This window comes from Bartonella sp. OC16QHHD (assembly GCF_042194035.1).
GTDB lineage: Bacteria > Pseudomonadota > Alphaproteobacteria > Rhizobiales > Rhizobiaceae > Bartonella.
The window spans coordinates 26881-50380 of sequence record NZ_JBHIMJ010000062.1; the positions used below are offsets into that span (position 1 = coordinate 26881).

A 23500-nucleotide genomic window follows, 5' to 3' on the forward strand; every position below is an offset into this window, starting at 1 on the left:
TTTTGAAAAGCTTTTCTGATGTTTCCTTTGTTTATTATCTTGTACTGTAAAATGCTGGTATTTAGGGCGCTGATATGAAGCCCATGAGTGGTCAGAAAATGGATTTTCTATAAATTGACTCTGGGTAAAATCTTCATTTTTTGAGGTGTAAGGAAGAGGTCAAAAAGAAAAATGTTGCTTAAAATTGTTGTTTTTTCCTTTAACAAAGTTGTTTGCAAGAGCGCTTTGATGAGGGGCGTGGATATAGCGGGTGTAATCGCTCTTGGTTAGTGGATGGTGCTGGTACTTTTCATACACAGCTCTCAGATTGGTGAATCTATGGGCAAAAGCAGTCATCAAAAATTTTTCTCCATTATATTTTTTTATTGCTCCATATGAATATCTTGCCATACGAACATCTTTTTTGTGTATTTTTGCAACAAAATGTTTTTTACTTTGTGTTGTTGCTCTTATTGTATGCGCTGCTTTAAGATTTAAGACCCATAAGAGAATAAAAACTTTTCTTTGGTTGGGGAGAAAAGCCTTTTTCAGCGCTTTATCATTAAAATAGAACACTTTATGATATCGTAAAGGGGGAAAAGCTTGTATAAGAATGATTTATTCATTTTGGTGTATATCTTGGATGTTTTTTGGGGGGAGGGAGAAAATCGATGTTTGTCGTGTGGGGGTTTTGAGAGCTTCTTGTCTCAAAGGCAAATCTTTTGTTGATTATGTTCTTTAATGGAGGAACGCCCTTGACGTAAAACAGAATACCATTGGGGTGCTAATTCACGGGCTTGTTTTAAAGAGACATCTTTTAACACACCCATTTGGCGACGGTGCTCATAAATGGTACAACGTTAAAGCCTCCCATGAAGTGTATAAAATCTATTGAGCTTTCCCATTTTTACGCTTCATAAAGAAGCCAGTATCCTCACATACTTTGAGTGCCTAATGTTTCGGACAAGACCTTGGTCCTTAGAGACGGTTCATAAAAAGGTATGCCTTTCTTGTACAGTTTCACTCTACATGAGGCTCTCGCTTGTGACATGCAGGCGACAGAGTTTTGATTGATGCAACACGACATGGAACAGATTTAAGATGAGAGAATCTTACGCTATTTAGTCTCTTATTTAACAAAAAAATATAAATTATCATTTATAAATCAATTTATTATATAAATTATAGATGAAAAACTTTGTAGAAATGGGTTCCTTTTCCAAGTGGAGATATTAGTGTCGCTATTGGTTGGGTGTATGGGCGTTTTTATAAAGACTTTTTAAAGACCATGGGCGCTGATAAAGCTGATAAAACGATGCACAAAATATAAAACAGAAAATATAAAAAGAAAAATCACGGATTTTTTGAACCTGTTTTTCTTGTATGCGGGCGGTTATTTTTTGTCAATATCGCATCATGGAGGATAGTTTTTCTTTTGTGGGGTAAAGTGGTTTTTTGTAGCTGCGGCTAACATTTTTTTCCTTCTGAAATAGATGGCGCAACCACATTGCGAAGGGGAGCCTTGCATCAGAATAATTTGTTCATCTTGACGCATTTCTCGAATAACTTCGTGGGGTAAAATGAGTGCTCTTTTTAAAATATTCATATAACCACGAAAATCGACTCCATATAAGACAAATAAAATAGGCTTTTGTAGCTTTCGTCAGTAGTAATCATGACGTTTAAAAGGAATTAACAATTATCCTGTCCAATTGCTTTGGATATGGTGTATATGCTATGTGCAAAATTGGTGGTAGGGCGCTTAAGTAGTCTGTTTTTTGCATGTATGATAAGAATATTAAAATATCTCTTCCACATAGGTGTTTAAATCAAAAAAACAAAGTTTCATATTTTTTAGTTGGCCATAGAAAGTGTATTTGAACGATTTTGTGTGCGTGTGTAGAATTGGCTATGAGCGTTCCTTGCTTTTTGAACAATGTCGGTAATTTCTCGTGCTTTCTGTTCTGATATACCAATACTTTGTGCAAGTGTTTCATAATCTTTGTTTGTGATCGCACTACATTCGTTTGATGAGAGACGATGTTCTAAACTGTTTATAAAAGTACGGAGCTCTTGGTGTAATTGAGGAGATTGAGATAAGATTTCTCTTTGTTTTTCCGGTGATAAAGCAAAAATATTTTGCAAGTTTTGACTGGGATTCTCTACCGCTTTTCCAAGGCGTTCTTGTCTAATTTTATGGTCTCGAGTGACTATATTATAGGTAGCTTCTATAGTATACACATAATTCTCAATTGCAAGAGAGAGCACATCAAGATAATTTCGAGCGTGTATACGTGCCGGATTTTGTAGACCGCATATACTAAAACCTGCAAGAGGAGAAACAGAGTGCGGTGCCTGTTTAATCTGATTAGCAAACTGTCTGCCTAATTCTGGATTTTTAATAATCTCTTCTATTTGTTCGTTTAATACGTTTGCGTCACCATAAACAGTTTTTGTGTAAGCTCGGACTTGCTTTTGAGCTTTGAGAACGTAACTATCTAGCGCAACTGTTTTGGCACATTCACTTTTTGTGAGAGGTGCTAATGTTTCTTTTGGAATAAGCGTGTTTTCAAGCTCTTTGCTGTTGGGGGCGGTAAAGGTAATGATATCACCAGGTTTTAGTGTTTTTAATCGTTCTGGTGTGAGATCATCTTTGCTACCAATGATGTAAGTTCCTTGCACATCGAGTATAAAACCTTCTGAATAACAACCTTTATAAGTTCCTATATAGGTTTCTCCTGCCTTTGTTGCTATAACAAGACGATCATCCACGTTGCGTCCCGTATTGTTTATATGGTCCATAAATTCTTTTAAAAGACGTATTTTGGGGGGATTGGAGATATCCTCAAAAAGATCTTTCAACAGTTGTGTATTGCTATATTGCATTGCTTCGCTACAGGCAGCCATCATACGTTTTTGTGTGACAAGCGAAAAGTCAAGCTGATGTCCTGCAGCTTTGGCAAGATTTTCAAAAAAGACTTGTTCTGTGTGCTCATTGCCATCTATGAATGGGTGGATTTTGTGAAGAGAATAAAATAGACTCGTTGCTTCCTTGACAAATTCTTCGCGTGTTAAGCCCTGCAAATTGTCTTTTTCGGCAAGCGTTTGATCTAATTTTTGTAAGAGTTCAGGGATTTCTTCACCGGTTGCAAAATTATTGCCCCATTCCATTCTTTTCATTTCTGGCATGGCGGCAATGCTATCGTCTGTAAATGCGAAGGGGATATGGCGCAGATGTCCAGCCCATACAAAGGTATTTTTAAACAATTGTTGGTGGATATGGCATAGATAAGTTGAATTAAAATATTCTGGCAGGGGTTCTGCACGCAGATTGATCATGGCTTTTTGCCTATCATGTGAGCATTTTTCCAGAAAGCGTTTTAAATCTGTTTCTCCATATCTATTTTTGAGAATTTGGGTACCAAGATAGATATAATTATGGGGTGAGGGAATTCCTTTTGTTTTTTCTTTTGCTTTTGGCATTGTTACATTCCTTATAATGTTACATTGTCCATGAGAGTGTGTTAAACTTTTTGTTTGAAAATCCCCCACGCATATTGTTTTGAGATGTTGAGACTTGGGTGAGGAAAAAATCCCTCAAATTCGTAGGTGTTTTTGAGTGTATCAATCTTTATCTTGGCACTTTTTTCTTTTACTGAGAGAGAATGGTTCATTTGGGTTGTTTTCATGCATATTGTCTTTTAATTTTTTTGTAGAAAAATTTCCCTATAAAAGCGGTGCCTTCAAAAGTTTCTTGATAGGATTCTCAAGGCATAGATATGATTGGTATTTATTATTTGGAGATGAGGAGAGTGCTTTATAAAGAAAATTGGCATTGGTAAGCACAGGCATAATACCATCATTTAAAGACTTTTCCCCATATTTTTCTTGTTGTATCAAGCGGGAATTCCTTCTTTATAGGCTTTTATGAGATAGAATCTCTGCTTTTATCCTTTGATGTTTTTGTTTTGATGCATGGCCTCCATTAGAGGGTGTTTTTTAGTTTTTCTGTGCTTTTGGGGCAAAACGGTTTTTTGCAGCTGCGGCTAACATTTCTTTTCTTCTAAAATAGATCGCTCGACCACAACGTAAAGGGGGTTGTCCTTGCATCAGAATAATTTGTTCATCTTGACGCATTTCTTGAATAACTTCGTGGGGTAAAATGAGAGCTCTTTGTTGGTAATTGATGTTGTAAGAGCTCTTTCCTAAAGATAAGCCTCTTGATTTGTTCGTTCCGGTTACTTCAACGGTCATTTGACCACAGCGTTCTGAAATGTCTTTGGCAGTTTGGAGATCTTTAATGGCAGCATAGCTGACAAAGGAACAACTTTCAAACCATGAACGTGCTCCTGCTTCTCCAAAGTGGTTGACCAACTGACCAGAGGATTGATAGAAGAGCATCAAGGATGTACCGTATTTACGTCCACGGTCGCGGGCTTCTTCTAAAATATTCATATAGCCTAAAAGATCAACTTCATCTAAGACAAATAAAACACGTTTTTTATAGTTACCGTCTGCTGTAACCATGGCATTGAGAAAGGCGCCAATAATCACACGTCCAATAGCTGGATAACTGTTTAAAATGCTTGCGGGGAGATTGAGAAAAACATCTGTATTGCCATTGGTAATATCTGAGGAAAAAAAATCATCTCCGCAGACAAGATCTGCATAATTGGATAAAGAAAGCCATTGGGTGTCTTTTGAGGCGGTGGTATAAACCCCTGAAAAGGTTTGCTCTGCCATTTCTGTAAAAATACCAACCATTTCACGAATAAAAGGAGAAGGTGTTGTTTCTTGAATCATGCGTAATTGATTAACAACAGCTGTTTCTGATTGAGAGAGAATACCACGCAATGTTTTTAAATTGCGCTCGCTGTCTTCATATTCATCAGAAAATACAACATGAGCAAGAAGAGCTGTTAATAGATTATGGGCTTGTGTTGAGAAATATTCCGCTGAAGAATTGTCTGATTTTTTATCTGTAAGAAGCAACTTTGAAAAGCTTACAATATTCGCTTCGCGTTGTGTGCGTGGTACGCTGTCGTCTAAAAGCCAATCGATGACATTAAAGTTTTTTGTTAACAATGAGTTAGGATCGAGAACAATGACATTTCTATTTCCCATTTTTTGACGCGCAAATTTGACCATTGGGGCAACTTCTGTTGAAGGATCAAGACAAATAATAGACCCTGGATAGGTTAAACACGTAGGAACTACTGTACTTGTTGTTTTATAGCCACCAGAACCAGCAAAAAAGATCATATGAGTTGAACCAAAATCAAGATTAAAGGTTAGCAAAGGGGCTGTTCCACCCTTTCCCCATGTTGTTTTATTGCCAGGTGCAAAGGGAATGTTGCACACATTATCTTGATCGACACGGTATCTTTCACCCACAACAATTTGCCCATTGGCAGGAAAGATTTTTGCTGCCTCTCTTAAATTCATCCAAGCGGCCTCACCAAAAATACCTTTTTTTGCGCGCTTGACCTTACTTTTAGGGGGAAGGGTTGTTACGAATTGCATGATGGAAAAAAAAACACCAATGATGATGCCAAAAACAACCATGGGGTCCATGAATTGAAGAGCATAGCCCCATGTTATTCCTTGTTGGCCAACATAGGGACTTAAGCGTTTTATTTCACCACCAATATAGTAAAGAGCGGTTGTTCCAAAAAAGACAACGGAGACAAAAGTGATCATTTTACGCAGGTGTAGTTTTTGCGAGAGACTATACAACAATGAAACAGCAGCCGTTAGTGCTAAGACTAATAAAGGCTCAGAACGAAGTGTCCAATAAATTTGATCGCTTTTTAGTCCATTTGTTATAAACAATAAAAAATGAGGGACAAGGAATATCGTTAAAGCACCTAAAGCGATCGGTGTTAAAATGAGTACCATTTGTGTTTTGGTATATTTCATTGTATTTTACTTTCAATTCTGTCAGAATGTGTTGCGAAATGCTCTTTTCCAGGTGTGTGATATGAACTCTCATCTCTTTTTGCAAAGGTGCAGATAACGCCAAACAGTTTTCGCTTATGAGCCTTTCTCATTAAGGAGGAAGGTTTTGTCTATTCTTAGCAGGCCATAGCGAATGCTTTGGAACGGTGCATTGTGCATACTTGTGCTTGCTGGTGTACTTCTTTGGTTTGCTTAATAATTTGTGTAATTTGTTTGGCTTTATTTTCTGATACACCAATGCTTTGAGCCAATGTTTCATAATCATTATTTTGAACTGCTTTATGTTCATTTGGTGAGAGACGGGTGTTGATCTTTTTTACAAAGTTGCTGAGCTCTTTTTGACATAAAGGATTTTTTGCTAAAGCTTCTTGCTGTAATTCTTTTGGCAAGGCGAAGAGGTCTTGCAAGCTTTGACTTGGCATTTCTACCATTTTTGCAAGGCGACTTTGTTCTGTTGCATGTTCTTGCGTAATTTCCTTTTCAGCATATTTTACAGCATGCGCAAAATTTACAACGGCAGTACAGAGCATCTCAAGATGATTTTTAGCGTTTGCACGTGTCTGATTTTGTAGTCCACATAAACTGAAACCGGCAAGATGAGAAATAGAGTGCGGTGCTCTTTCAATCTGGTTGGCGAGCTGTTGGCCTAAGCTTGGATTTTTGATGATTTCTACCATCTGTTTGTTTAATGTTTTTGTACTACCATAAACAATTTTTGACAATTGCTGGACCTGTTTTAGGCTTGCGTGGACACAAGAATCTTCTGCAACCATTTGGGCCGTTTCATTTTCTGTCAAAGGGGCTAATCTCTCTTCTGGAATGAGAATGCTTTCAAGCTTTTTTGTTTTGGGAACGGTAAAGGTAAATCTATCACCAGGTTTTAATGTTTTGAGTTGTTCTGGTGTGAGCTGTTCTTTATTGCCGATGATGTAAGCGCCTTTCACATTGAAAGCAAAGCTATCATAACCAGCACCCCTATAGGTGCCTGTGTAGGTTTCACCTTCTTTTGCAACCATAACAGGACGATCATTAACATTGCGCCCAAGTTCTTTCATGTTGCTTATGAATTCCTTTAAAAGAAGTATTTTATTGGGATTAGAGATATCTTCAAACAGATGCTGCATTGGTTCTAGATCACCATTTTCTGCTACAGCAACACTGGCGAGCATCATGCGTTCTTTTGTAACAAGTGAAAAGTCAAGCTGATGCCCTGCTGCTTGAGCAAGCTTTTCAAAAAAGACCCGTTGTGTACGTCCATTGCCTTCTCTAAAAGGATGAAGTTGGTTAAGGGCGTTAAATAAGCTTATTGCTTCAGCGTTAAATTTCTCGCGCGTTAAGCCTTGCAAATTATCTTTTTCGGCAAGCGTTTGATCTAATTTTTGTAAACCGTCTTGGATTTCATCGCCGAATGCAAAAGGATTTTCCCATCCTGTTCTTTTCATTTCGGGCATGGCGGCTATGGTGCCATCTTCAAATGTAAAGGGGAGATGGCGCAGATATCCAGCCCATTCAAAGGTATTTTTAAATAAGTGGTGATGAATAGAGCATAGATAGGAGCTATCAAACTTTTCTGGTAAGGGAGCTTCACGCAGATTAACCATTGCTTCTGCTGTATCATGTGAGCATTTCTCCAGAAAGGATTTTAAGTCTTTTATTCCATATTTATTTTTGAGTGTTGTGGTGTTTGGGTAGACATAATGATGGGGAGAAACTGTCTGTATATTTTTTGTCTTTGCTTTTGCTTTTGGCATTGTAGCTTCCTTATAATTTTACGTTGTCCATAAGAGTGTTAAATTCCTCGAGTGAAATATTCCCCTTTGCGTATTCTTCTAAAATTTTGAGTGTTGTAGGATGAAGCGCTATTCCCTCTATCGCATGGGTGCTGATGGCTGCTTCAACGGCTTCACGGCGTTTTTTTAATTCTTCTTCTGTTATCGATAAAAGATTTTCTCTATTTTCTGTTTCGTTGGTTTTCATGCATTTTTTCTCTTATTTGCAATCGTTGCTTTAAAAGAGCCTTTGCAGCCGGTGTGATTTTCTTTTACTCACCTCCAAAGATGTTTCGTTGTTTGAAGGGATCGTAATAAATTTCTGTGACCTTAAATTTTCCTTCAATCCGTTTGCATTGGATGATGATATCAATCATTGAAATCAACAGTCCTCGAATATCATCACGCTCTAAATCACCACCGCCTTCACTTTCTTTGACCAAAAGGGTCATCTGCTCAAAGGCTGCAAGTGCTGTTGATGCGTGAACCGTCGTAATGGAACCTGGATGGCCTGAATTGACATTGCGGATATAATAAAAGGCTGTACCATCTCGAAGTTCTTGCAAAAGAATACGATCAGGACGCATCCGTAAAGATGATTCAAGTAACTCTTTGGGGCCAACGGAGGCTAAGCCTTGTCCATCTTTTGAATAGAACATTGAGACATGGTTAGGGTGTGGGATCACCAATTCTTGCGTGTCTTCAATGGTGATAATACGCTCTTCTTGAGGAATTTTGGCGATTAATGCTTTTGATAATGTTGTTTTACCCGAACCGGTTTTTCCCGCAATTAAAATATTTTTCTGGCATTCTACAGCTTGATTTAAAAAAGAGACAAAGTCTTTATTACAGTAGGCATTGGCTAATTTATGCTCGATGATTTTGAGTTCGTTAAAACGAGAATGATAGTCATTCAAAGGTGTGAAAGAGACCTGTTCACAGAGCGAGAAGAGGCCTTTCTTGGCGAGCTCTTCGAGAGAAAAACTCTGCGATGACGGTTTGCGAATTGTCATACTAATCGTGTCTTTTTCGACAGCGGGTGGAATGACAATTTGAATACGCTCATTGCCTGGTAGCGTTGCAGATAATATTGGGTTTTTGTCCGATATGTTTTGCTTGGAATAGGATGCTACAACTTTCGCAATCCCCATAAGCTCATTAAAAGAGAGCCCCGGTGCTTCTATTGTTTTCCATCCATCAAATCCTTCAGTCATGACTTGATAGGGACGATTGATAACAATTTCAAAGAGTCTCTCATCTTTCAAAAAAGCACTGATGGGTTCAAGTTTTGTGAGAACAATCGCAACGGTTTCATCGCTCATGGTATGTAAGTTTGAGTTCATTCTAAAGTTACCGCCGAATTTTTGTAAAAGTTTCTTGAAACAGCTCGATTGATAATCTGTTTTTTGTTTTCGATGACTTTCAATTTATAAACGCTGGAAAAATCTAAATCGCGGGCAACAAAGATATTCACCATTTCCCCTTGGTTTTTGGATAATGTTGGAGGAATATTGGCGTAATTTTCTACGAGAATGTTTGCGATGTTTTGTCCTGAAGAGATTGTTTCAGTTTCTTCTTTTTCCTGTTTTTTTGATAAACGTTTATTGGCATAATGTGTTGCATCTTTTATTAGTGAGACAAGAAGCGCAGACCCAATCCTCTCAAGCCAATGGTTATCAATATCTCCATCCATACCAGAACGCCCTAAAGCATCCGTTGCCGGTGAAGCTAAGGATATAATGATACCATTGGGGGTTTTTGCTCTATTCCATAGTACAAAGAGACGTGTTTGGCCTTTTTTCAATCCGGCGCGATATTCACCAACAATTTGGGTGCCTTTATCAAGAAGCACAACACGACCATTGTCTGATAAGATATCTCTGGAGATGATACAACTGGCAAAACCTTGTTGATCACTGTTGATGGCTGTTTCTAAAATACAAGGAATAGAAGTTCCCATCGCGATGATGTAGTTTCGATTGCCAAGGGTTGAAGCACGAATACCTTCAAGCACTGTGGGTTTGAGAAGATGATTAAAACGTTGTGTCGTTTCATCAGGTTTACTTTCAAGTTGGTGAGGCAAAGCACCATTATTTGTTTGTGAATCTATTTTGCCTTGTTGTGTACTTGCATAAGCTAATACAGGAGCACGTTGTGCTGCCTCCAGCAGTGAGTCATCAGAATTTAATTGATTGATGTTTGGTGTTGGTAGCTCGACTTTTGGTAATAGAGCGTTATTTCGTTGAGGCTGTTCAAAGGGGGGAGGGGTAGGCTTTGCAGGACGAAAAAGCTCTGTTTGTTTTATAACTTTTCCTTCTTTTGAAGATTCAATTGGTTGCTTTTTGTCTGTAACAAGTGTTGAATAGGCTAAATAAAGACAGACACTGAAAAGAATAATAAGAGCAATAGCTTTCCCCACATTGTTCTGTTGACTTTTCCCTTGAGCATTTTTTATTGTATCGCGATCATTAATGCTTTTTTCATCCACGGTGTTATTCATGGCTGCTTCCTAGGTTCACTTTACGTTGTACAGATGGTGATGTCGTACCTGTTTCAGGATTAATTCCTTTTGGTACGAACCTTTTGTTAAAGATGCACAATACTTCATTCCCACGTCGTAGCGTGAATTGTGCAGCTGTTGCATGAACAATAACCTTGTTGCCTTTAATCGATTTGGGAATAAGCGCTTCTTGCCCATCAGGCGATACAATGTAAATGGCAGGGATTTCAATGTTGCCTAAAAAGGTAAAGGTTGTTGTTTTCCCATTATCATAGACAGAAGCAGGTTCAATAAGAGATGAGCCTTGAGCTTCATAAGCCCAATTGCGTGGTCCAAAATCTTCATGGATATTTAAAATATCATTGACAAAGTTTTCTTCACGTTGTTTTTCTTTTTCTGCTTCGGCTAATTTCTTACGTAAGGCTTCATCTTCTGGATAACGAAACTTTACTAGGAAATACGTCTCATTGCCGGCTGAAACATCGCCTTCACGGACTTGTAGCTCGAATTGATAAGAGCGTTGTGTTCCATCTTGGCGGCTTGTGACAATTTGTAAATTTGTCACAGGCTGGACTTCACGTGGTTTGAGAAAAACAAAGTGTCCAGCCGGTGCAACTTGCCAAGCAACCGAATTTCCAATTCCTACATAGGTTACTTCTTCATCAACGGCAAATTCTAGTTGAACCGAAGAGCGAATGGAGCCAATGATTTGTACGACGTTGTAGGGGTCATAATTGACAAATCTGATGCGGTTATCTTTACGTGCACTGACAGGCGCTGTTTCTGCAAGTGAGAGAACTGTGTGAAAGCTGAGAGTGATCGTAAAAATTAAAGAGATTGTTTGTAAAAGTCTGATCATTTTATCACCTCTGGATCAGATCTATATTCCGATACTTGAAAACCAAGAGGGTTGATAAGACGATCAGACGTTGAAATGTGTGCGTTCACGTAGGAAAAATTTAAGATTGAAATCCAATGGGAAATATTTTCTTTTTCATTCAAGTCTCTGATCGTTTTATAGTAACGAACTTGGATAAGATCTTTACTTATAAAAGAGATTGATTTGATTGTGATCGTAGCAATCATGTTATGATAAATATTTTGCGGACTTTCTGGATTATTGCCTGCGTACCATTTTGCAAAACGGTTTTGTTCTTTTGGAGAAGATAAAAGAGAGACTAAGCGAAAATTGTTTTCTGCTTCTGATGCTTGAAAACCTTCACGAGCGCGAACATATTGGCTGGCAAAATAACGCGTTATCGCTTCATCATAGTCGTTAGGAGATTCTTTTAGGGCGCTTACAGTATCAATAATGCCTGTTGAGTTATCAACGCGGATAACAAAAGGCTCTACCGTTTTCAAAGGCGTCAAAGCTGCGACAGCTAAAGCCAGCGCAATTGTCATCAATCCAAAAAGCACTGTTAAAGCCATGGAGATTTTCATCCGCACGCGCATGCTATGCATGCGATCAATGTCAAATGAGCGCGCTTCTTTTATATATTCTTCAAGGGCATCACTTTTCACGCATAACCTCCACAGTTTTATCAGATCGTGCTTCATGAATAACCGGCTTTAATAAAGCTGAATTGGCTGTTACTTTTTCACTTTCCAAAGTATTGAGAATGATGGGAGTGGTAACAGGCTTTACGCTCTTTTCTGGGTAGACAATGTTTTTATTGTCCCAATTCCACTTATCTTTATTTAAAGCGCGTGTATGTTTGCCATTACAGCGTGGTGGTTTTTTAGGGCCACTCAAAGAGGCACAACCAGTAAGAGCGATTGTTAGGACCATAACAAAAGTTATTTTTCGTTTCATTTTTTGAACTCACAAATATCTTGGAATACAATGCATGAGAGCCTTTGTTCTGAACATTTTTACAAGTTTATGTGATGCAAGATTTTGATTGGTTTTGTTGTTAGACCCAAGATGTTAGATCTTATCTGGAACAGGATCATGGCGTGTGCGCCAAAGGGCGCACACAAGGCAAAAACAAAAATGCTTATTCTTTTAAAAAGGTGCTTTATCTTAAAATCGACCACGACCGCCTCCAGATTTACCTGCTTTTGCTGCCGCCCCTGCCGCACTTCTAACAGCGTTACCGGCAGCTCCTGAGATTTGTGAAGTGGCACTTTTTACTGCATTGCCACTCGCTCTTGCACCATTGGAAAGCATTGTAAAAATCTGTCCTCCTGAAGAGACACCAGCGTTAAAGTATGGTCCGCCAGAGGCCAGCGCTGTTGCAATACCAGGAAGCGCACGGAAGATAATAACTCCTATGATCGAAATGACGATGACAGGGGGAAAAAGAACATAAATTGATTCATATGAAACTTTGAGAACCTGTAGGATAACTTGACATATAATGGTTCCAAGCATGATTACGAGAACTTGTAAAATGGTAAAATTGATCAAAGTTGTAATCCATGCATCGGAGTATTTTCGCGTTGCATTGAACAAATACAAACTAATGAATAGAGGCCCAAGACCTATAATCATGACGAGTGCAACTTGTGCAAACATTTGCACAATAAAACCACCTATACAAAAAAGAATAACCGCGAGAAGCATGATAGAACCAAGAAGACCTACAATGATCTTTTCAAAAAACCAAGCATTGTATAAGACTTCTTGATAACGCGAACTTGCCTTTAACAAAATATAATCAAAAACATTGGAGCTCGCAGGATTACTGTTAAGCGCATTCCCAATAGCATTGGATAAATCATTGAAGAAAATATCCTTGACATAAGTATTAAATGTATCCGCATTCGTTGCCATTGTTGTAACAACAACGATTTTAACAACATTATTGAGAAGACTATGCATGGAAAGCGCAACGCGACCTGTCATAACATTATAGCCATAAAGAAAGATAAAAATGATTGCGGCGAGATTTAAGGGCGCTGAAATAGCAGAAGACAGCCCACTCACCGTTGTGTCCATCACATTATCAAGGGGTTTTAAAATATACCCAGAAACGCTTTCAAAGGGAGAAAAACTAAAGTCTGACATTTGTACTTGTACTTTCAAGTTTTTCTTTTAATTCTTTTTCTTTTTCTTTTAATTGTGCCTCAAGATATTTATGCTTTTTTTGTTCCTTTTCTTCACGTAGCTCATCTTTTGTCTTCGTATCTCTTGCTTGAATCATATCAAGAGACTGAAGTTTTAAAGAATTCACTTGCAGATTAGCTTGAAGAAGAGAAAGCTTTACTTGAATCTCTTGTCGAAGGGCTTGCAATTCTTCTGGTTTTGTTTCTGGTTTTGATTTAATATTTTCAAGTTGTTGACTTATGTCTTTAATTTTTTTTGCAGTATCAGTTGCACTTTTATAAATGCTTTCAGCTGTTTCAGATTTTGCAGTATTTAATTTTTGTGTGTTCTCGAGTGCTTGTTTATAATATTCATCTACATCGGGTGTTGTTTGCGCTATTGCATGAGAAATAAAAGAAAAAGATAACAGTGTAACTAAGCCATATTTTTTCATTGATTTTTTCTCCTTTGATAAAATATGGGCAGCCATTTGTCAGGGGCAGCTCCATATTCGTTGATAATTTCATTCATGAGTTCAATGTTTTTTGTTGTGCCGCTTAAAACGGCGATCTCATCATTCATTCCACGTAAGTTAAGCTCTGCAACGACGGAACTTTGTCCTTGTTTGATGAGAAAACGACGGGATTCTCTGCTTAACTCTGACTGTATCAGTTCAAATTCACGCTCAGTAAGTTTGAAAGCTTCGACATAATCATTGTAATTTGCTTTTTGATTTGGAAAAAATATTTGGGTGGGGCATTGCTCAATGATTGTGTGCGCGATTGTTGAGTTCAAAGCATCTTTAGGACTTTGTGTTGCAAAGAGCATCATGCCATTTTGTTTACGAATTGTTTTTAGCCGATCTTGCGCAAAAGCTTTAAATGAATCATCTTCTAAAGCTTTCCAGAATTCATCAACGACGATAATGATGCGCCGCCCATCAATCAAATCAAGAATGCGGTGAAAGAGATACATCATTAAGGGGCGTCGAATTTCTTCATTATCTAAGAAATCGGTCATGTCATAGCCAATGAACTGCGCATTTAAATTGAGATCATCTTGGTCATTATCAAAAACCCATCCTAAATCATTGCCTCTAATCCAGCGTTGCAGCCGTATGGCAATCCCTTCTTTGGATGTGTTGTCAAAAAACAGTTGAAGGGCACCAAGAGAGCGCTGGGTTGGGGGTAAGTTTTCTAAGGAATCGATGGCTTTGGCGATATCTTGTCGCTCTTCTTCCGTTACGATTTGCCCTTCAGCGGTTACCAGCTTTAAGATCCAATTACGAAGAAATATTTTATTTTTTTCGGTGTATTCCATGCCCTTTAAGGGAGCAATACCCGTGGGTTGCCCATTTTTTAAAGGTTTGTATTTCCCTCCTCCAGCCCGTACAAAAATCTCTGCTCCTTGATCTTTATCAAAAAAAACCATTGTTGGATTGTGTTTTTGTAATTGTGCAAGAAGAAAATTAACAATCACTGTTTTACCAGATCCTGATGGACCACAAACAAATGTGTTTCCAAGATCGCCATAGTGAAAATTAAAATAGTAAGGTGAACCAGCCTGTGTTTTTAGCAATGCGACAGCAGCTCCCCAAACATTATCGTTCAGTTTGCCAACAGGGAAAGAATGGAAGGGCGATAAAGCGGCAAAATTTCTGCTGGTAATGGCGCCTGAACGCGCACGATAGCTAAAGTTTCCAGGAAGCTGTGCCCACCATGCTGCTTCCAATCCTAAATCTTCTCTGGCAATCACGGCTCCTCCATTGGTTAAATGGGAACGTGCTTTTGATAAGTTTTCAGACAATATTTTAGGATGATCAGCAAAAACAGCTAAAGAAATGTGGTGTTCTCCCAAAACAAAACGGTTTGATTCTAAATCATCTAGCGCTTCATCCAGTGCATCGATTTGTGAGCTAGCACGGTCAGCTGCATTGATCATTTGATTTTGTTTGCGGCTCATAATCGCACTGGCGGCTGCCTTACTTTTAAAAACAAAGGATTGTGTTAAGATGAATTCAAATGGCACCGTAAGCAGACCATCAGTCATACCTGGGCGTGTTTTAGAAGGATACTCTTTCCATCCAAACATGCCCACAAAGCGTTCATTGCTTTCATGGCGAATTTCGATAATTTCTTTCCCAAAAATAACACGATCCGAGTAAATTGTTGAAGCAATAGTTCCAAATGTGAGAGGAATACGCTCACGTCTTCCCCCCACTAGCTGGTGGAGAAATTCACTTTGTTCGGCAAATAAAAGTCCTTCATGTTCATAGATTGATAGTAGACGGACTTCATACTCTTCCAAACCTTGCATAAGATCTTGACTTAACTCTTCGAGTTTACGAATAGCTTCCTCATCGGGCTCAGATTGTGTTTTCTTGGCTTTGCTCAAGCGCTGAAAAAATGAAACCAGCTTTTCTGTTTTATCCGCGGCCGGATTCCAAAGCAGTGAAATAAATAGATCATTTCTATACAGTTCTTGCGAAACCATTTTCTTTTTATATTTTTCATCTAATGTTGTTGCAAAAGATGAAAGAAAATGACCTTCTGGGTATATCGTTTCACGGCGGCGGATGATGTGAGAATATAAAGCAAGCCGCTCGTCTGCGATATTTTTAAAAAGGGTGTTTAATTGGTTGTGTAAAGAATTTAATTGATCAATATCCGCAGTGTCAAAATTTATACCCTCAACAGCCATCACAACCATTAAACAGCGTGAATTTAAAGCAACGACATGTTGGTTGATGTAGCGTATATAGGGAATATATTCTTCAGGCAAAGTTTCCCGTTTCATTATTGACATCTGTTTCACCAGTTTCGTTCCTTCAGCTTAGTTCCTTATAAGTGCGGATAAGGCGTAAAGGGGAGGTTGAACCTCCTCCCCATCTGTTGAGGTTTTTTTGTTTTCCTCGGGTATTGAGCCATGCAAATAATACGCGAAATTGGTTGTGATCGTACTTTGTCACTTCTCGCAAAATAAAGTGCATCCCAATCCCAAGACCAAACATGGTAAAATCACTGGTTAAAATGAAAAGAATGGATGTTGCCATGACATTAAGCGCCATCGCTTCCATTGTAACACCAGCAAACATGGCCGGGCGCGTACAGGCAAGGAAAAGAGTATCTTCGTTCATTTATGTTGTGCCCGCTAATTTAGTGACGAGAGCAGGGGCACCAAAAACAATAGCAATCCCCAGAACACAGTAAGCTGCTTTGCGTAAATCAATAAAGCCGTACATCCAGCCAATCCCCACAGCAGCAACACATATAATTGCAATGAGCCTTGCCGTTGGACCCGTCATCATTGTGACAATGTTGCCTAAAACACCATCAAGATTTCCCAGACCACCTCCACCAGTAGTAGAAGCAGCATAAGAAAGATCAGATACAAAAACTGCCGTAAAAAGCAGCATGGTCACGATAAAAATGATGTTTTGGAATCTATTATCTGTCATTTTACCTCTCTTTAACAAATAATATTTGTTCATATGTCGACATTCCATTGCCTCTAACAAACTAAAGAGTGCTGTCATTTGATGACAGTTTAATTCTTCTCGTTTGTTTGCTTTAAAAGCCTTGATCGTGGATCTGTTCACTCTCAAGCTCTTCTTCGTAAAGAGACAGAAGTCTTTTCAAATTGAGATTGTGTTACATGAAAATGGCAATTTTAAGTTGTGTATATTGGTAAAAATAACAATATTAAAATAATGAAAGAAAGAATATCATTCTTTACAAAATGTAGTTAATCTGCAACACTTATATTTGGATTTTTTCTTTAAAAACAAGGGGATTGCTGATCAATAATCTGACATGATAGGAAAAAACGAATTTTTTGAGCGAGCGTGTTAAGAGATGCTATTTAAATTGATTGTTATTATTTACATTATGGGGGCGACAGTGTGGGGATTAAGCCAATATAAAGATAAAATGGATTTCAGCATTCTTAAAACATTTGAGACGCAAGATATCCAAGATATTGTCGATCTCTATCGAGAAGAAAAAAAGTTGGGTAGATCTATCACCAAACAGCAATTAGAAAAAAATGAACCAGCTCTCGATTTGCAGAAGAGTGTTTCATTAAATGATGTTGCAAATAATGTTGTTGTTTTTCATGGTAAGGCTTCTGTTACAAGTGGGGTTACATTTAAATTACTGACGCCTGCTGCACAATCTTGGCGCTCACATATCTCCCGTGATATTCATCTTTATGGTGTGGATACATGTGCACCCCGTCAAAAAGCAAGATTAAATGATCAAGAATGGCCCTGTGGTGCGGTTACAACGGCTTGGCTTGTCACCAAAACACTTGGACAGGATTTATCCTGTAAACAGGCTTTGATGCACAATGGTGTTTATTATGCGCAATGTTTTGTTCAAGGGGTTGATTTAGCTGAGGCAGGTCTTACAGAAGGTATGTTGGTACTCTCAAAAGAGGGGAAAAATCCTATTCCAGCCCAGTATCATCATGCGGAAGAAAAAGCACGTGGCAACAAGATTGGTCTTTGGTCGAGTGATTTCACTGAACCTTTAAAATGGCGGCGAGATAATGGATCCTATAATCCCTTTGCTAGTCCATGATTGGTTTTAATGAACATATTTACTTAAATTTTCATAGAGAAAACTTTATCAATAAAATTGTACCAAATCGTAGAGCAAATTTGAATAAACGGTGAGATTATTTTCGTTTATGAAGTAAATGGATGGTACTTCCCTTTTCAAGGGAGGGTTGCTTTCAAAATCGCTTCTCTATTTTTACTTATGTGTTTTATAAAAGCGGGAAAATGTCATTGTTGGTGGCAAAGCATTTTTGAGTATTTGTGTTTGAAGGAGAAAGTGAGGCGATAAAAAACGCTCAAGAAACGGATTTCTAGAGCGGTGTTGATAAAAGTAAAAAATGAACAGCCCCAAAAATGGTGTAACGTTTAATATAATGGATAGAATCTTTCACAATGCCTTAAAAGAATTCATAGCAAAAGTTTTTTCATCAGAATTTTGTCTTCAGGATTGGATCACGTTTTTTACTTCTTTAAAAGTGATCAATCTGTTGCCTTCCTTGAAAAGCTTTCATAATTATCTGCTTTTAAATTCAGACTTCCAAATGATGGATGGATTTCAAATAGACTCTACACGAAGAAATCTTCGTAAAAATGATTTGCCTTGTTGATTGTTTTCTATATATCACAAAACCTTTCTATCTTTTTTGTTATGGCTTTGTGGTTCAATGATCGTGAGATTTAAGTATTATAATGCTCATAGGCTTTCTATAGGGCTAGGGGCGATGCCTATTGCAATGTAACTATTTGAAATCAGTTGAACAAAAGCATTAATGCGCCTTCTGATTTCATCATTTGTATTCAGTTTGGGCTCTTTCCCTTCTTATTGTATTTTATGACAAACTCATACGATGGCTATTGTGAGCTCTTCTTGCGTTACTTTACTCAGAGTGTTCACTTTGAAAGCAAGCAAGTGGATAGTGAGGTTGTATTCTCATACAGTGTGAAAATTCAACCCTCATTTGGGTGGGATAATATTAACAGATAAGGTATTTAAAGAGGGATAAAATGAAAAAAAATTATTTTATTATGCATGGCTCTATTATTCGTCTTGGGGTGTGAAAAAAAACTATAGCGTAGAAGATTGAAAAAAAGATGCAAAATTAAGAGAAGAATGGGGAACGAAGTGTTTTCTTTCAGGACAATTTGTTAAGGAATCTAAAAATTGTCAAAATGTCTTACAAGCAGATACTGAAATGTTTTTCTCGCCAAAGCTTGATGCTATAGACCGTGGTCATGTATTTTAATAAATATATATTACTCAACAGTAAAGTGTGATATAAAAATTCTAAAATAAAGAAGTTACGGCTCAACGAATGCTCGCTTCTTCAATTGTTATAGCGGAATTTTTTATCATTTTTCATCTTTTAGATGAGCTCCCCAAATCATATTCGCAATCCTATTGTTTGTTTCAACTTTATCAGATTGAGGATTATAATCATGAGAGAATTGGATAGCATTGTCTTATAGAAATATCTCTCAAGGTATCCAAGCCTATTTTGCGACGCTGTTCGTAAAGGGTATAAGGGTAAATCCATTGAGCCCCCCATCTTTACGCTTATGAAGAAGCAAGCCGGCGCCATCATTATATTTGCCAGCCCCCAATGTTGCGACAGATCTTGCATTAAGACGGTTCATAAGAGCCATTTTTTAATCCTTTCTTATACAAATTTGATCCACACATTCATCCCGCTTTTGACGTGCAAGGGAATGATTTTGATTGATTCAAGATAAGCAGGTTTGAAATGAGAGAATCTTACGTTATTCGAGCCTCTCAATCAACATACAAAACAGTGAATTATCATTATAAATCAATGTTTGCCTTATGATAGAGTTGGTGTAGCATTGAGATTTTAGAGGAAAAATATGCCTTTAAGACTTTATAACAGATACTAAGTCTTTAATAGCAGGTATATTAAATGTACATCATTTAAAATAAATAGAGCGTCCATAGAGAAAAGGGGGGCCGCTCTTTAAATACGGATAAATACTTATTCTGTTGTGCTGTAAAACGCTATTGTTTGCGGGTGTGGTGATATAAGACATAAAACTTTATACATGGGGTGTTTTGATAAGAGAGTGTGATGAATATTCAAGGGAGGGCTTGTTTATATAATTTTGTGAAAGGAACCATATGAAATGGGAATCTGAGAAGGAGCTATTTTTGAGAAGGCGGATCGTTTATCAACCGGTTTGAGGAGGGGGGCATCCTTTTGGGGTGTGGGGAGAAAGACAAGAATAGGGTGTGTAGCACTTTATAGCTATGCTTTTAAAGCGTTTTAATTTTGATCACAAATTAAGTTTAAAATCGCTTTCTGCTTGACAGATGTGAGGACTCTAAAACTTTTTAAAAGCAAATATTCCTCTTTGCTCGAGGCGATTTCATCATAATGGTACGGGGTGTTGTCTTTTTTGATGATATCAGTGTAAAAAAAGGCAAGTGGAACATTCAAAATATCGGAAATTTCCTTTAAACGCCCTGCGCTCACGCGATTTAAGCCTTTTTCATATTTCTGGATTTGTTGGAAAGTGACACCTAAATGATGCCCTAATGTTTTTTGAGACATTTTTAGCACTTTTCGCCTAAAGCGAATTTTTTTGCCTACAAAAAGATCAATATTAAGATTTTGAGCTTGCATTTTCCCCCTCCAGGTGCGAGCGCCCTCGCATTGGTATTCCGGGAGCTTGAAAACACTGAACCCTAGTCAGCATTTTGCTTTTAGTGCTTGGAGCACCTGGACATAGCAAAATCTCCCGGAATTCCGGGATACCCACATAGTGGGTTTATTTTTACGCTAGGGTTTCGGGTTTTCAAGACCCCTTTTGATCGTTGCGTATGCGATCAAAACATTTTTCGATTCATAAAGTAATTTTAGGAGATTGGCAATAAAAATAGTTTTTCTTGAGACGGATAGATTTTTTTAAATAGGAGGTTGTTTGCCTTTCAAAGTTTTAAGGTTTGCTTACTCAACTCATGACATCAGATATGCATTTTACGAAGGTAAAGCTTGGTTTTTAAGCTCAAGTCACCGCTTACGGTATTGCTCTTAACCAATAACCAAAATGGCTTGTTTTGATGCGTCTGAGATATCATGATGATAGGGGAAAGCTTTTATGAGTAAAGAGCCCTCATGCAAAATAAACTCAAAACATTATAGATCTTATTGTTGTATGTTCACATGTTTGTTTTAGAAGATATTTCTCAATGTTAGCGCCTATTTTACAATGGTGCTTCGTAAAGTATGTAGCGTAAAAGCCTCTATGAATGGGATAAAAGCTATATTGCTATCTTTACTGAAAAAAAGATGCTCGGACGGCACATACTCTCTGCCAGTTCAAAATATTACGACAGTTTTTGCCTTGAAAGGGAGCATAAGAGCTATTTTTTCTTTCTTCACGTGTTTTTATCTGTACGCTCTCTGCTTATAATGTGTAAGCGAAAAGGTTTTGATTGATTCAATATAAACAAATTTGAAATGAGAAAATATATTGGGCTTTCTCATGATGCATGTTTTTAAGAGGGGGATACGTTTATTTTCTCAGTGAAGAATTTGAGTATTTTAGATAAAAAACTCTATCAACGTCGTTGTTGTTAGAATTAAAATTTTTATGAGAAAAATGAGCATTGGGGAATGATAAGCTTTTGCTATCAAGCATTTTAGAATTTTGCACAACTTAATGATAACTTAGTTATTTTATCATTTCTTATGATCTCTATAGACGATAAAAAGTTGGGATATGGTTTGAGAAAGCAGATGACACAAGTATTATCTTTCGGTAAGTAGTTTTGAAGTAAAAGACAGCTTTAAATGACAAATAGAGATAGGTGCTCCATGAATGAACTTACCCATATTGAGACTATTATAGCGCATTATGATGCTGTTTTTTGTGATGTGTGGGGTGTTGTGCATAACGGTGTACATGCATTTGAACCAGCGTTGAAGGCGTTGTATAAAATCCGACAAATGGGAAAAACTGTCATTTTATTAACCAATTCTCCTCGGCTACGGGAAGATGTTGCTGCTCAATTACAAAGCATGAATGTTCATAGCGACTATTATGATGCCATTATCACTTCAGGGGATGTAACGCGCGATCTTATTCAGACTGCTCCACGTAAAGTTTTTTTCATTGGTTCACAACGTGATTTGGTGCTGTTTGAAGGGTTAGAGTGTGAATTTGTTGAAGAATGGGAGGCTTCTGTTGTCGTCTGTAGCGGTTTTCTTGAAGATTTTGACGAAGAACCCTCTGCTTATGAGGAGATGTTTCTTCGTATGCGGGCGCGGAATTTACCTTTTATTTGTGCGAACCCAGATGTGATTGTCCATTATGGAAATAAAGAATTTTGGTGCGCTGGTGCATTGGCTCGTCTTTATCAACAATTAGGGGGGGAAGTGCGCATTGCTGGAAAACCTCACGCGCCTATTTATGAATGTGCCTTTGAAAAACTTCAAAAAATACGGGGAACAGTAGAAAAAAGTCAAGTTTTAGCTATTGGTGATGGTCTTTTAACGGATATTAAGGGGGCGGCTCACTTTGGTCTTGATGCCCTTTATATTATGGGGGGGATTCATCATTATGATTATACGCAAAAGGGTGTGGTTGATAAGCAAGCTTTGCATTCTTTTCTTGAACATCATGGTTATAAACCACAAGCAATCATGTGGGCACTTCAGTAATGACTAAATTTTTGCGTCTTCAGGGAATTCATATATTTCCCTCGGCTTGGCGGGGAGCAGTGTTGGCACTTGGAAATTTTGATGGTGTTCATTGTGGGCATCAGGTGGTGTTGCAAAAAGCACTTGATTTCGCGCGTATAAAAAAGAAACCAGCTGTTGTTTTAACTTTTGAACCCCATCCAAGAAGTTTTTTTCAACATTCAGCTCCTGTCTATCGTTTGACAGAGGCAGTTGAAAAAGCTGAAATTTTTAAAACCCTTGGTTTTGACGGCGTGATTGAACAGCCCTTTGATGCACAGTTTGCCGCTCTTTCAGCGGACGAATTTATTAAGTCGTTTTTAAAGGAAGTTTTTGATGTTTCAGTTGTGGTGACAGGCGAAAATTTTCAATTTGGTCATCAGAAAAGTGGAGATGTACATCTTCTTTGCCAAAGGGGAGAGAAATATGGATTTGAGGTTGTGCAAGTTCCTTGCGTTGCTCGTCCTCAAGAGTCACAATCTTTGATCATTTCCTCGAGTTTTATTCGGCAACTTCTCTTACAAGGGGAAGTGGACAAAGCAGCCCATTTGTTAGGGTATCACTATCGGATACGCTCCAATATTATTCAAGGTGAAAAACTTGGACGTCTTTTGGGATTTCCTACCGCTAATCAAATGTTGCCTTCCCAAGTTCGTTTGGCTCATGGTGTTTATGCGGTACGTTTGCGTCGTGCGAACGGTGTTTTGTATGATGGTGTTGCAAGCTTTGGTTGTCGTCCAACGGTTGTTAAGGATGGGGCGCCCCTTTTGGAAACCTATTTGTTTGACTTTAACGACGACCTTTATGGGGAAAGCTGTACCGTTTCTTTTTTCCAGTTTTTGCGAGGACAAGAAAAATTTGATGGACTTGAACCTTTGATTGCGCAAATGCATCGTGATGAAAAGAAAGCAAAAGAAATTTTAAAGACAGTACAACCATTATCAAAGTTGGATAGGCTGCTTACTTTTAAAAATATGTCCTAAACTGATCTGAAAAAGAGAGAAGAGCCGT

At 38.0% G+C, this 23500-nt stretch carries 18 protein-coding genes and 3 pseudogenes; 3 read left to right on the forward strand and 18 right to left on the reverse strand.

Features of this window, described 5'->3' with window-relative positions; all coding sequences use genetic code 11:
* Positions 1 to 698 precede the first annotated feature (698 nt).
* The 16 genes and pseudogenes from ACFIK1_RS06515 to ACFIK1_RS06590 form a co-directional block, all read right to left on the reverse strand.
* Positions 699 to 818, reverse strand: a pseudogene (locus ACFIK1_RS06515) (integrase); the annotation flags it as partial.
* 575 nt (positions 819 to 1393) lie between these two features.
* Positions 1394 to 1585, reverse strand: a pseudogene (locus tag ACFIK1_RS06520) (type IV secretory system conjugative DNA transfer family protein); the annotation flags it as partial.
* A 248-nt stretch (positions 1586 to 1833) separates the two neighbouring features.
* Positions 1834 to 3462 (reverse strand): BID domain-containing T4SS effector, encoded by a 1629-nt coding sequence (locus ACFIK1_RS06525; protein ID WP_375662377.1) that lies wholly within the window; start codon positions 3460 to 3462, stop codon positions 1834 to 1836.
* 516 nt (positions 3463 to 3978) lie between these two features.
* Positions 3979 to 5898 carry a Ti-type conjugative transfer system protein TraG gene (gene traG / locus ACFIK1_RS06530; RefSeq protein ID WP_375662378.1) on the reverse strand — a complete coding sequence of 640 codons (1920 nt, stop codon included), beginning with the start codon at positions 5896 to 5898 and terminating at the stop codon, positions 3979 to 3981.
* 155 nt (positions 5899 to 6053) lie between these two features.
* On the reverse strand, positions 6054 to 7688 hold the full coding sequence (locus tag ACFIK1_RS06535) for a BID domain-containing T4SS effector (protein ID WP_375662379.1): 1635 nt from the start codon (positions 7686 to 7688) through the stop codon (positions 6054 to 6056).
* Between the two features lie 10 nt (positions 7689 to 7698).
* A complete protein-coding gene (locus tag ACFIK1_RS06540; protein ID WP_375662380.1) occupies positions 7699 to 7914 on the reverse strand; it encodes an antitoxin VbhA family protein in 216 nt (71 codons plus the stop codon).
* Positions 7915 to 7978: 64 nt separating this feature from the next.
* On the reverse strand, positions 7979 to 9049 hold the full coding sequence (gene virB11 / locus ACFIK1_RS06545; RefSeq protein ID WP_375662381.1) for a P-type DNA transfer ATPase VirB11: 1071 nt from the start codon (positions 9047 to 9049) through the stop codon (positions 7979 to 7981).
* Positions 9046 to 10206: a type IV secretion system protein VirB10 gene (gene virB10 / locus ACFIK1_RS06550; RefSeq protein WP_375662382.1), complete on the reverse strand. Its 1161-nt coding sequence runs from the start codon at positions 10204 to 10206 to the stop codon at positions 9046 to 9048. The genes virB11 and virB10 overlap by 4 nt, the downstream gene beginning before the upstream one ends.
* Positions 10199 to 11065, reverse strand: coding sequence for a P-type conjugative transfer protein VirB9 (virB9, locus tag ACFIK1_RS06555; RefSeq protein WP_375662383.1), 867 nt, complete (start codon positions 11063 to 11065; stop codon positions 10199 to 10201). Before virB9 ends, virB10 begins: the two co-directional genes overlap by 8 nt.
* The gene (locus tag ACFIK1_RS06560; RefSeq protein ID WP_375610599.1) at positions 11062 to 11766 is read right to left on the reverse strand and encodes a virB8 family protein; all 705 of its coding nucleotides are present in this window, start codon (positions 11764 to 11766) and stop codon (positions 11062 to 11064) included. The genes virB9 and ACFIK1_RS06560 overlap by 4 nt, the downstream gene beginning before the upstream one ends.
* The gene (locus ACFIK1_RS06565; protein WP_375610598.1) at positions 11720 to 12022 is read right to left on the reverse strand and encodes a type IV secretion system protein VirB7; all 303 of its coding nucleotides are present in this window, start codon (positions 12020 to 12022) and stop codon (positions 11720 to 11722) included. The genes ACFIK1_RS06560 and ACFIK1_RS06565 overlap by 47 nt, the downstream gene beginning before the upstream one ends.
* Before the next feature lie 210 nt (positions 12023 to 12232).
* On the reverse strand, positions 12233 to 13219 hold the full coding sequence (locus ACFIK1_RS06570) for a type IV secretion system protein (RefSeq protein ID WP_375610597.1): 987 nt from the start codon (positions 13217 to 13219) through the stop codon (positions 12233 to 12235).
* Positions 13206 to 13691, reverse strand: a complete 486-nt coding sequence (locus ACFIK1_RS06575; protein ID WP_375662384.1) for a type IV secretion system protein VirB5 — start codon at positions 13689 to 13691, stop codon at positions 13206 to 13208. Before ACFIK1_RS06575 ends, ACFIK1_RS06570 begins: the two co-directional genes overlap by 14 nt.
* Entirely contained in the window at positions 13688 to 16042 is a 2355-nt protein-coding gene (locus tag ACFIK1_RS06580; RefSeq protein WP_375634398.1) for a VirB4 family type IV secretion/conjugal transfer ATPase, read from the reverse strand. Before ACFIK1_RS06580 ends, ACFIK1_RS06575 begins: the two co-directional genes overlap by 4 nt.
* Before the next feature lie 22 nt (positions 16043 to 16064).
* Positions 16065 to 16373, reverse strand: a complete 309-nt coding sequence (locus ACFIK1_RS06585; protein ID WP_212112790.1) for a type IV secretion system protein VirB3 — start codon at positions 16371 to 16373, stop codon at positions 16065 to 16067.
* Complete coding sequence (locus ACFIK1_RS06590) at positions 16374 to 16694, reverse strand: TrbC/VirB2 family protein (RefSeq protein ID WP_375634396.1); 321 nt, start codon at positions 16692 to 16694, stop codon at positions 16374 to 16376.
* Positions 16695 to 17091: 397 nt separating this feature from the next.
* Here ACFIK1_RS06590 and ACFIK1_RS06595 point away from each other — a divergent pair, with 397 nt between their 5' ends.
* Entirely contained in the window at positions 17092 to 17817 is a 726-nt protein-coding gene (locus ACFIK1_RS06595; RefSeq protein WP_375662385.1) for a hypothetical protein, read from the forward strand.
* A gap of 1434 nt (positions 17818 to 19251) precedes the next feature.
* Here ACFIK1_RS06595 and ACFIK1_RS06600 read toward each other — a convergent pair.
* Positions 19252 to 19439, reverse strand: a pseudogene (locus tag ACFIK1_RS06600) (integrase); the annotation flags it as partial.
* A 632-nt stretch (positions 19440 to 20071) separates the two neighbouring features.
* Entirely contained in the window at positions 20072 to 20431 is a 360-nt protein-coding gene (locus ACFIK1_RS06605; protein ID WP_375613566.1) for a helix-turn-helix domain-containing protein, read from the reverse strand.
* Between the two features lie 1194 nt (positions 20432 to 21625).
* Here ACFIK1_RS06605 and ACFIK1_RS06610 point away from each other — a divergent pair.
* Complete coding sequence (locus tag ACFIK1_RS06610; RefSeq protein ID WP_375662386.1) at positions 21626 to 22471, forward strand: TIGR01459 family HAD-type hydrolase; 846 nt, start codon at positions 21626 to 21628, stop codon at positions 22469 to 22471.
* Complete coding sequence (locus tag ACFIK1_RS06615; RefSeq protein ID WP_375662387.1) at positions 22471 to 23472, forward strand: bifunctional riboflavin kinase/FAD synthetase; 1002 nt, start codon at positions 22471 to 22473, stop codon at positions 23470 to 23472. Before ACFIK1_RS06610 ends, ACFIK1_RS06615 begins: the two co-directional genes overlap by 1 nt.
* Positions 23473 to 23500 lie beyond the last annotated feature (28 nt).

What these genes read in the sequence shown, in the direction of transcription:
- ACFIK1_RS06525 (WP_375662377.1), bottom strand. Translation starts at nt 3,462, where the DNA reads ATGCCAAAAGCAAAAGAAAAAACAAAAGGAATTCCCTCACCCCATAAT.
- traG (WP_375662378.1), bottom strand. Translation starts at nt 5,898, where the DNA reads ATGAAATATACCAAAACACAAATGGTACTCATTTTAACACCGATCGCT.
- ACFIK1_RS06535 (WP_375662379.1), bottom strand. Translation starts at nt 7,688, where the DNA reads ATGCCAAAAGCAAAAGCAAAGACAAAAAATATACAGACAGTTTCTCCC.
- ACFIK1_RS06540 (WP_375662380.1), bottom strand. Translation starts at nt 7,914, where the DNA reads ATGAAAACCAACGAAACAGAAAATAGAGAAAATCTTTTATCGATAACA.
- virB11 (WP_375662381.1), bottom strand. Translation starts at nt 9,049, where the DNA reads ATGAACTCAAACTTACATACCATGAGCGATGAAACCGTTGCGATTGTT.
- virB10 (WP_375662382.1), bottom strand. Translation starts at nt 10,206, where the DNA reads ATGAATAACACCGTGGATGAAAAAAGCATTAATGATCGCGATACAATA.
- virB9 (WP_375662383.1), bottom strand. Translation starts at nt 11,065, where the DNA reads ATGATCAGACTTTTACAAACAATCTCTTTAATTTTTACGATCACTCTC.
- ACFIK1_RS06560 (WP_375610599.1), bottom strand. Translation starts at nt 11,766, where the DNA reads ATGAAGCACGATCTGATAAAACTGTGGAGGTTATGCGTGAAAAGTGAT.
- ACFIK1_RS06565 (WP_375610598.1), bottom strand. Translation starts at nt 12,022, where the DNA reads ATGAAACGAAAAATAACTTTTGTTATGGTCCTAACAATCGCTCTTACT.
- ACFIK1_RS06570 (WP_375610597.1), bottom strand. Translation starts at nt 13,219, where the DNA reads ATGTCAGACTTTAGTTTTTCTCCCTTTGAAAGCGTTTCTGGGTATATT.
- ACFIK1_RS06575 (WP_375662384.1), bottom strand. Translation starts at nt 13,691, where the DNA reads ATGAAAAAATATGGCTTAGTTACACTGTTATCTTTTTCTTTTATTTCT.
- ACFIK1_RS06580 (WP_375634398.1), bottom strand. Translation starts at nt 16,042, where the DNA reads ATGTCAATAATGAAACGGGAAACTTTGCCTGAAGAATATATTCCCTAT.
- ACFIK1_RS06585 (WP_212112790.1), bottom strand. Translation starts at nt 16,373, where the DNA reads ATGAACGAAGATACTCTTTTCCTTGCCTGTACGCGCCCGGCCATGTTT.
- ACFIK1_RS06590 (WP_375634396.1), bottom strand. Translation starts at nt 16,694, where the DNA reads ATGACAGATAATAGATTCCAAAACATCATTTTTATCGTGACCATGCTG.
- ACFIK1_RS06595 (WP_375662385.1), top strand. Translation starts at nt 17,092, where the DNA reads ATGCTATTTAAATTGATTGTTATTATTTACATTATGGGGGCGACAGTG.
- ACFIK1_RS06605 (WP_375613566.1), bottom strand. Translation starts at nt 20,431, where the DNA reads ATGCAAGCTCAAAATCTTAATATTGATCTTTTTGTAGGCAAAAAAATT.
- ACFIK1_RS06610 (WP_375662386.1), top strand. Translation starts at nt 21,626, where the DNA reads ATGAATGAACTTACCCATATTGAGACTATTATAGCGCATTATGATGCT.
- ACFIK1_RS06615 (WP_375662387.1), top strand. Translation starts at nt 22,471, where the DNA reads ATGACTAAATTTTTGCGTCTTCAGGGAATTCATATATTTCCCTCGGCT.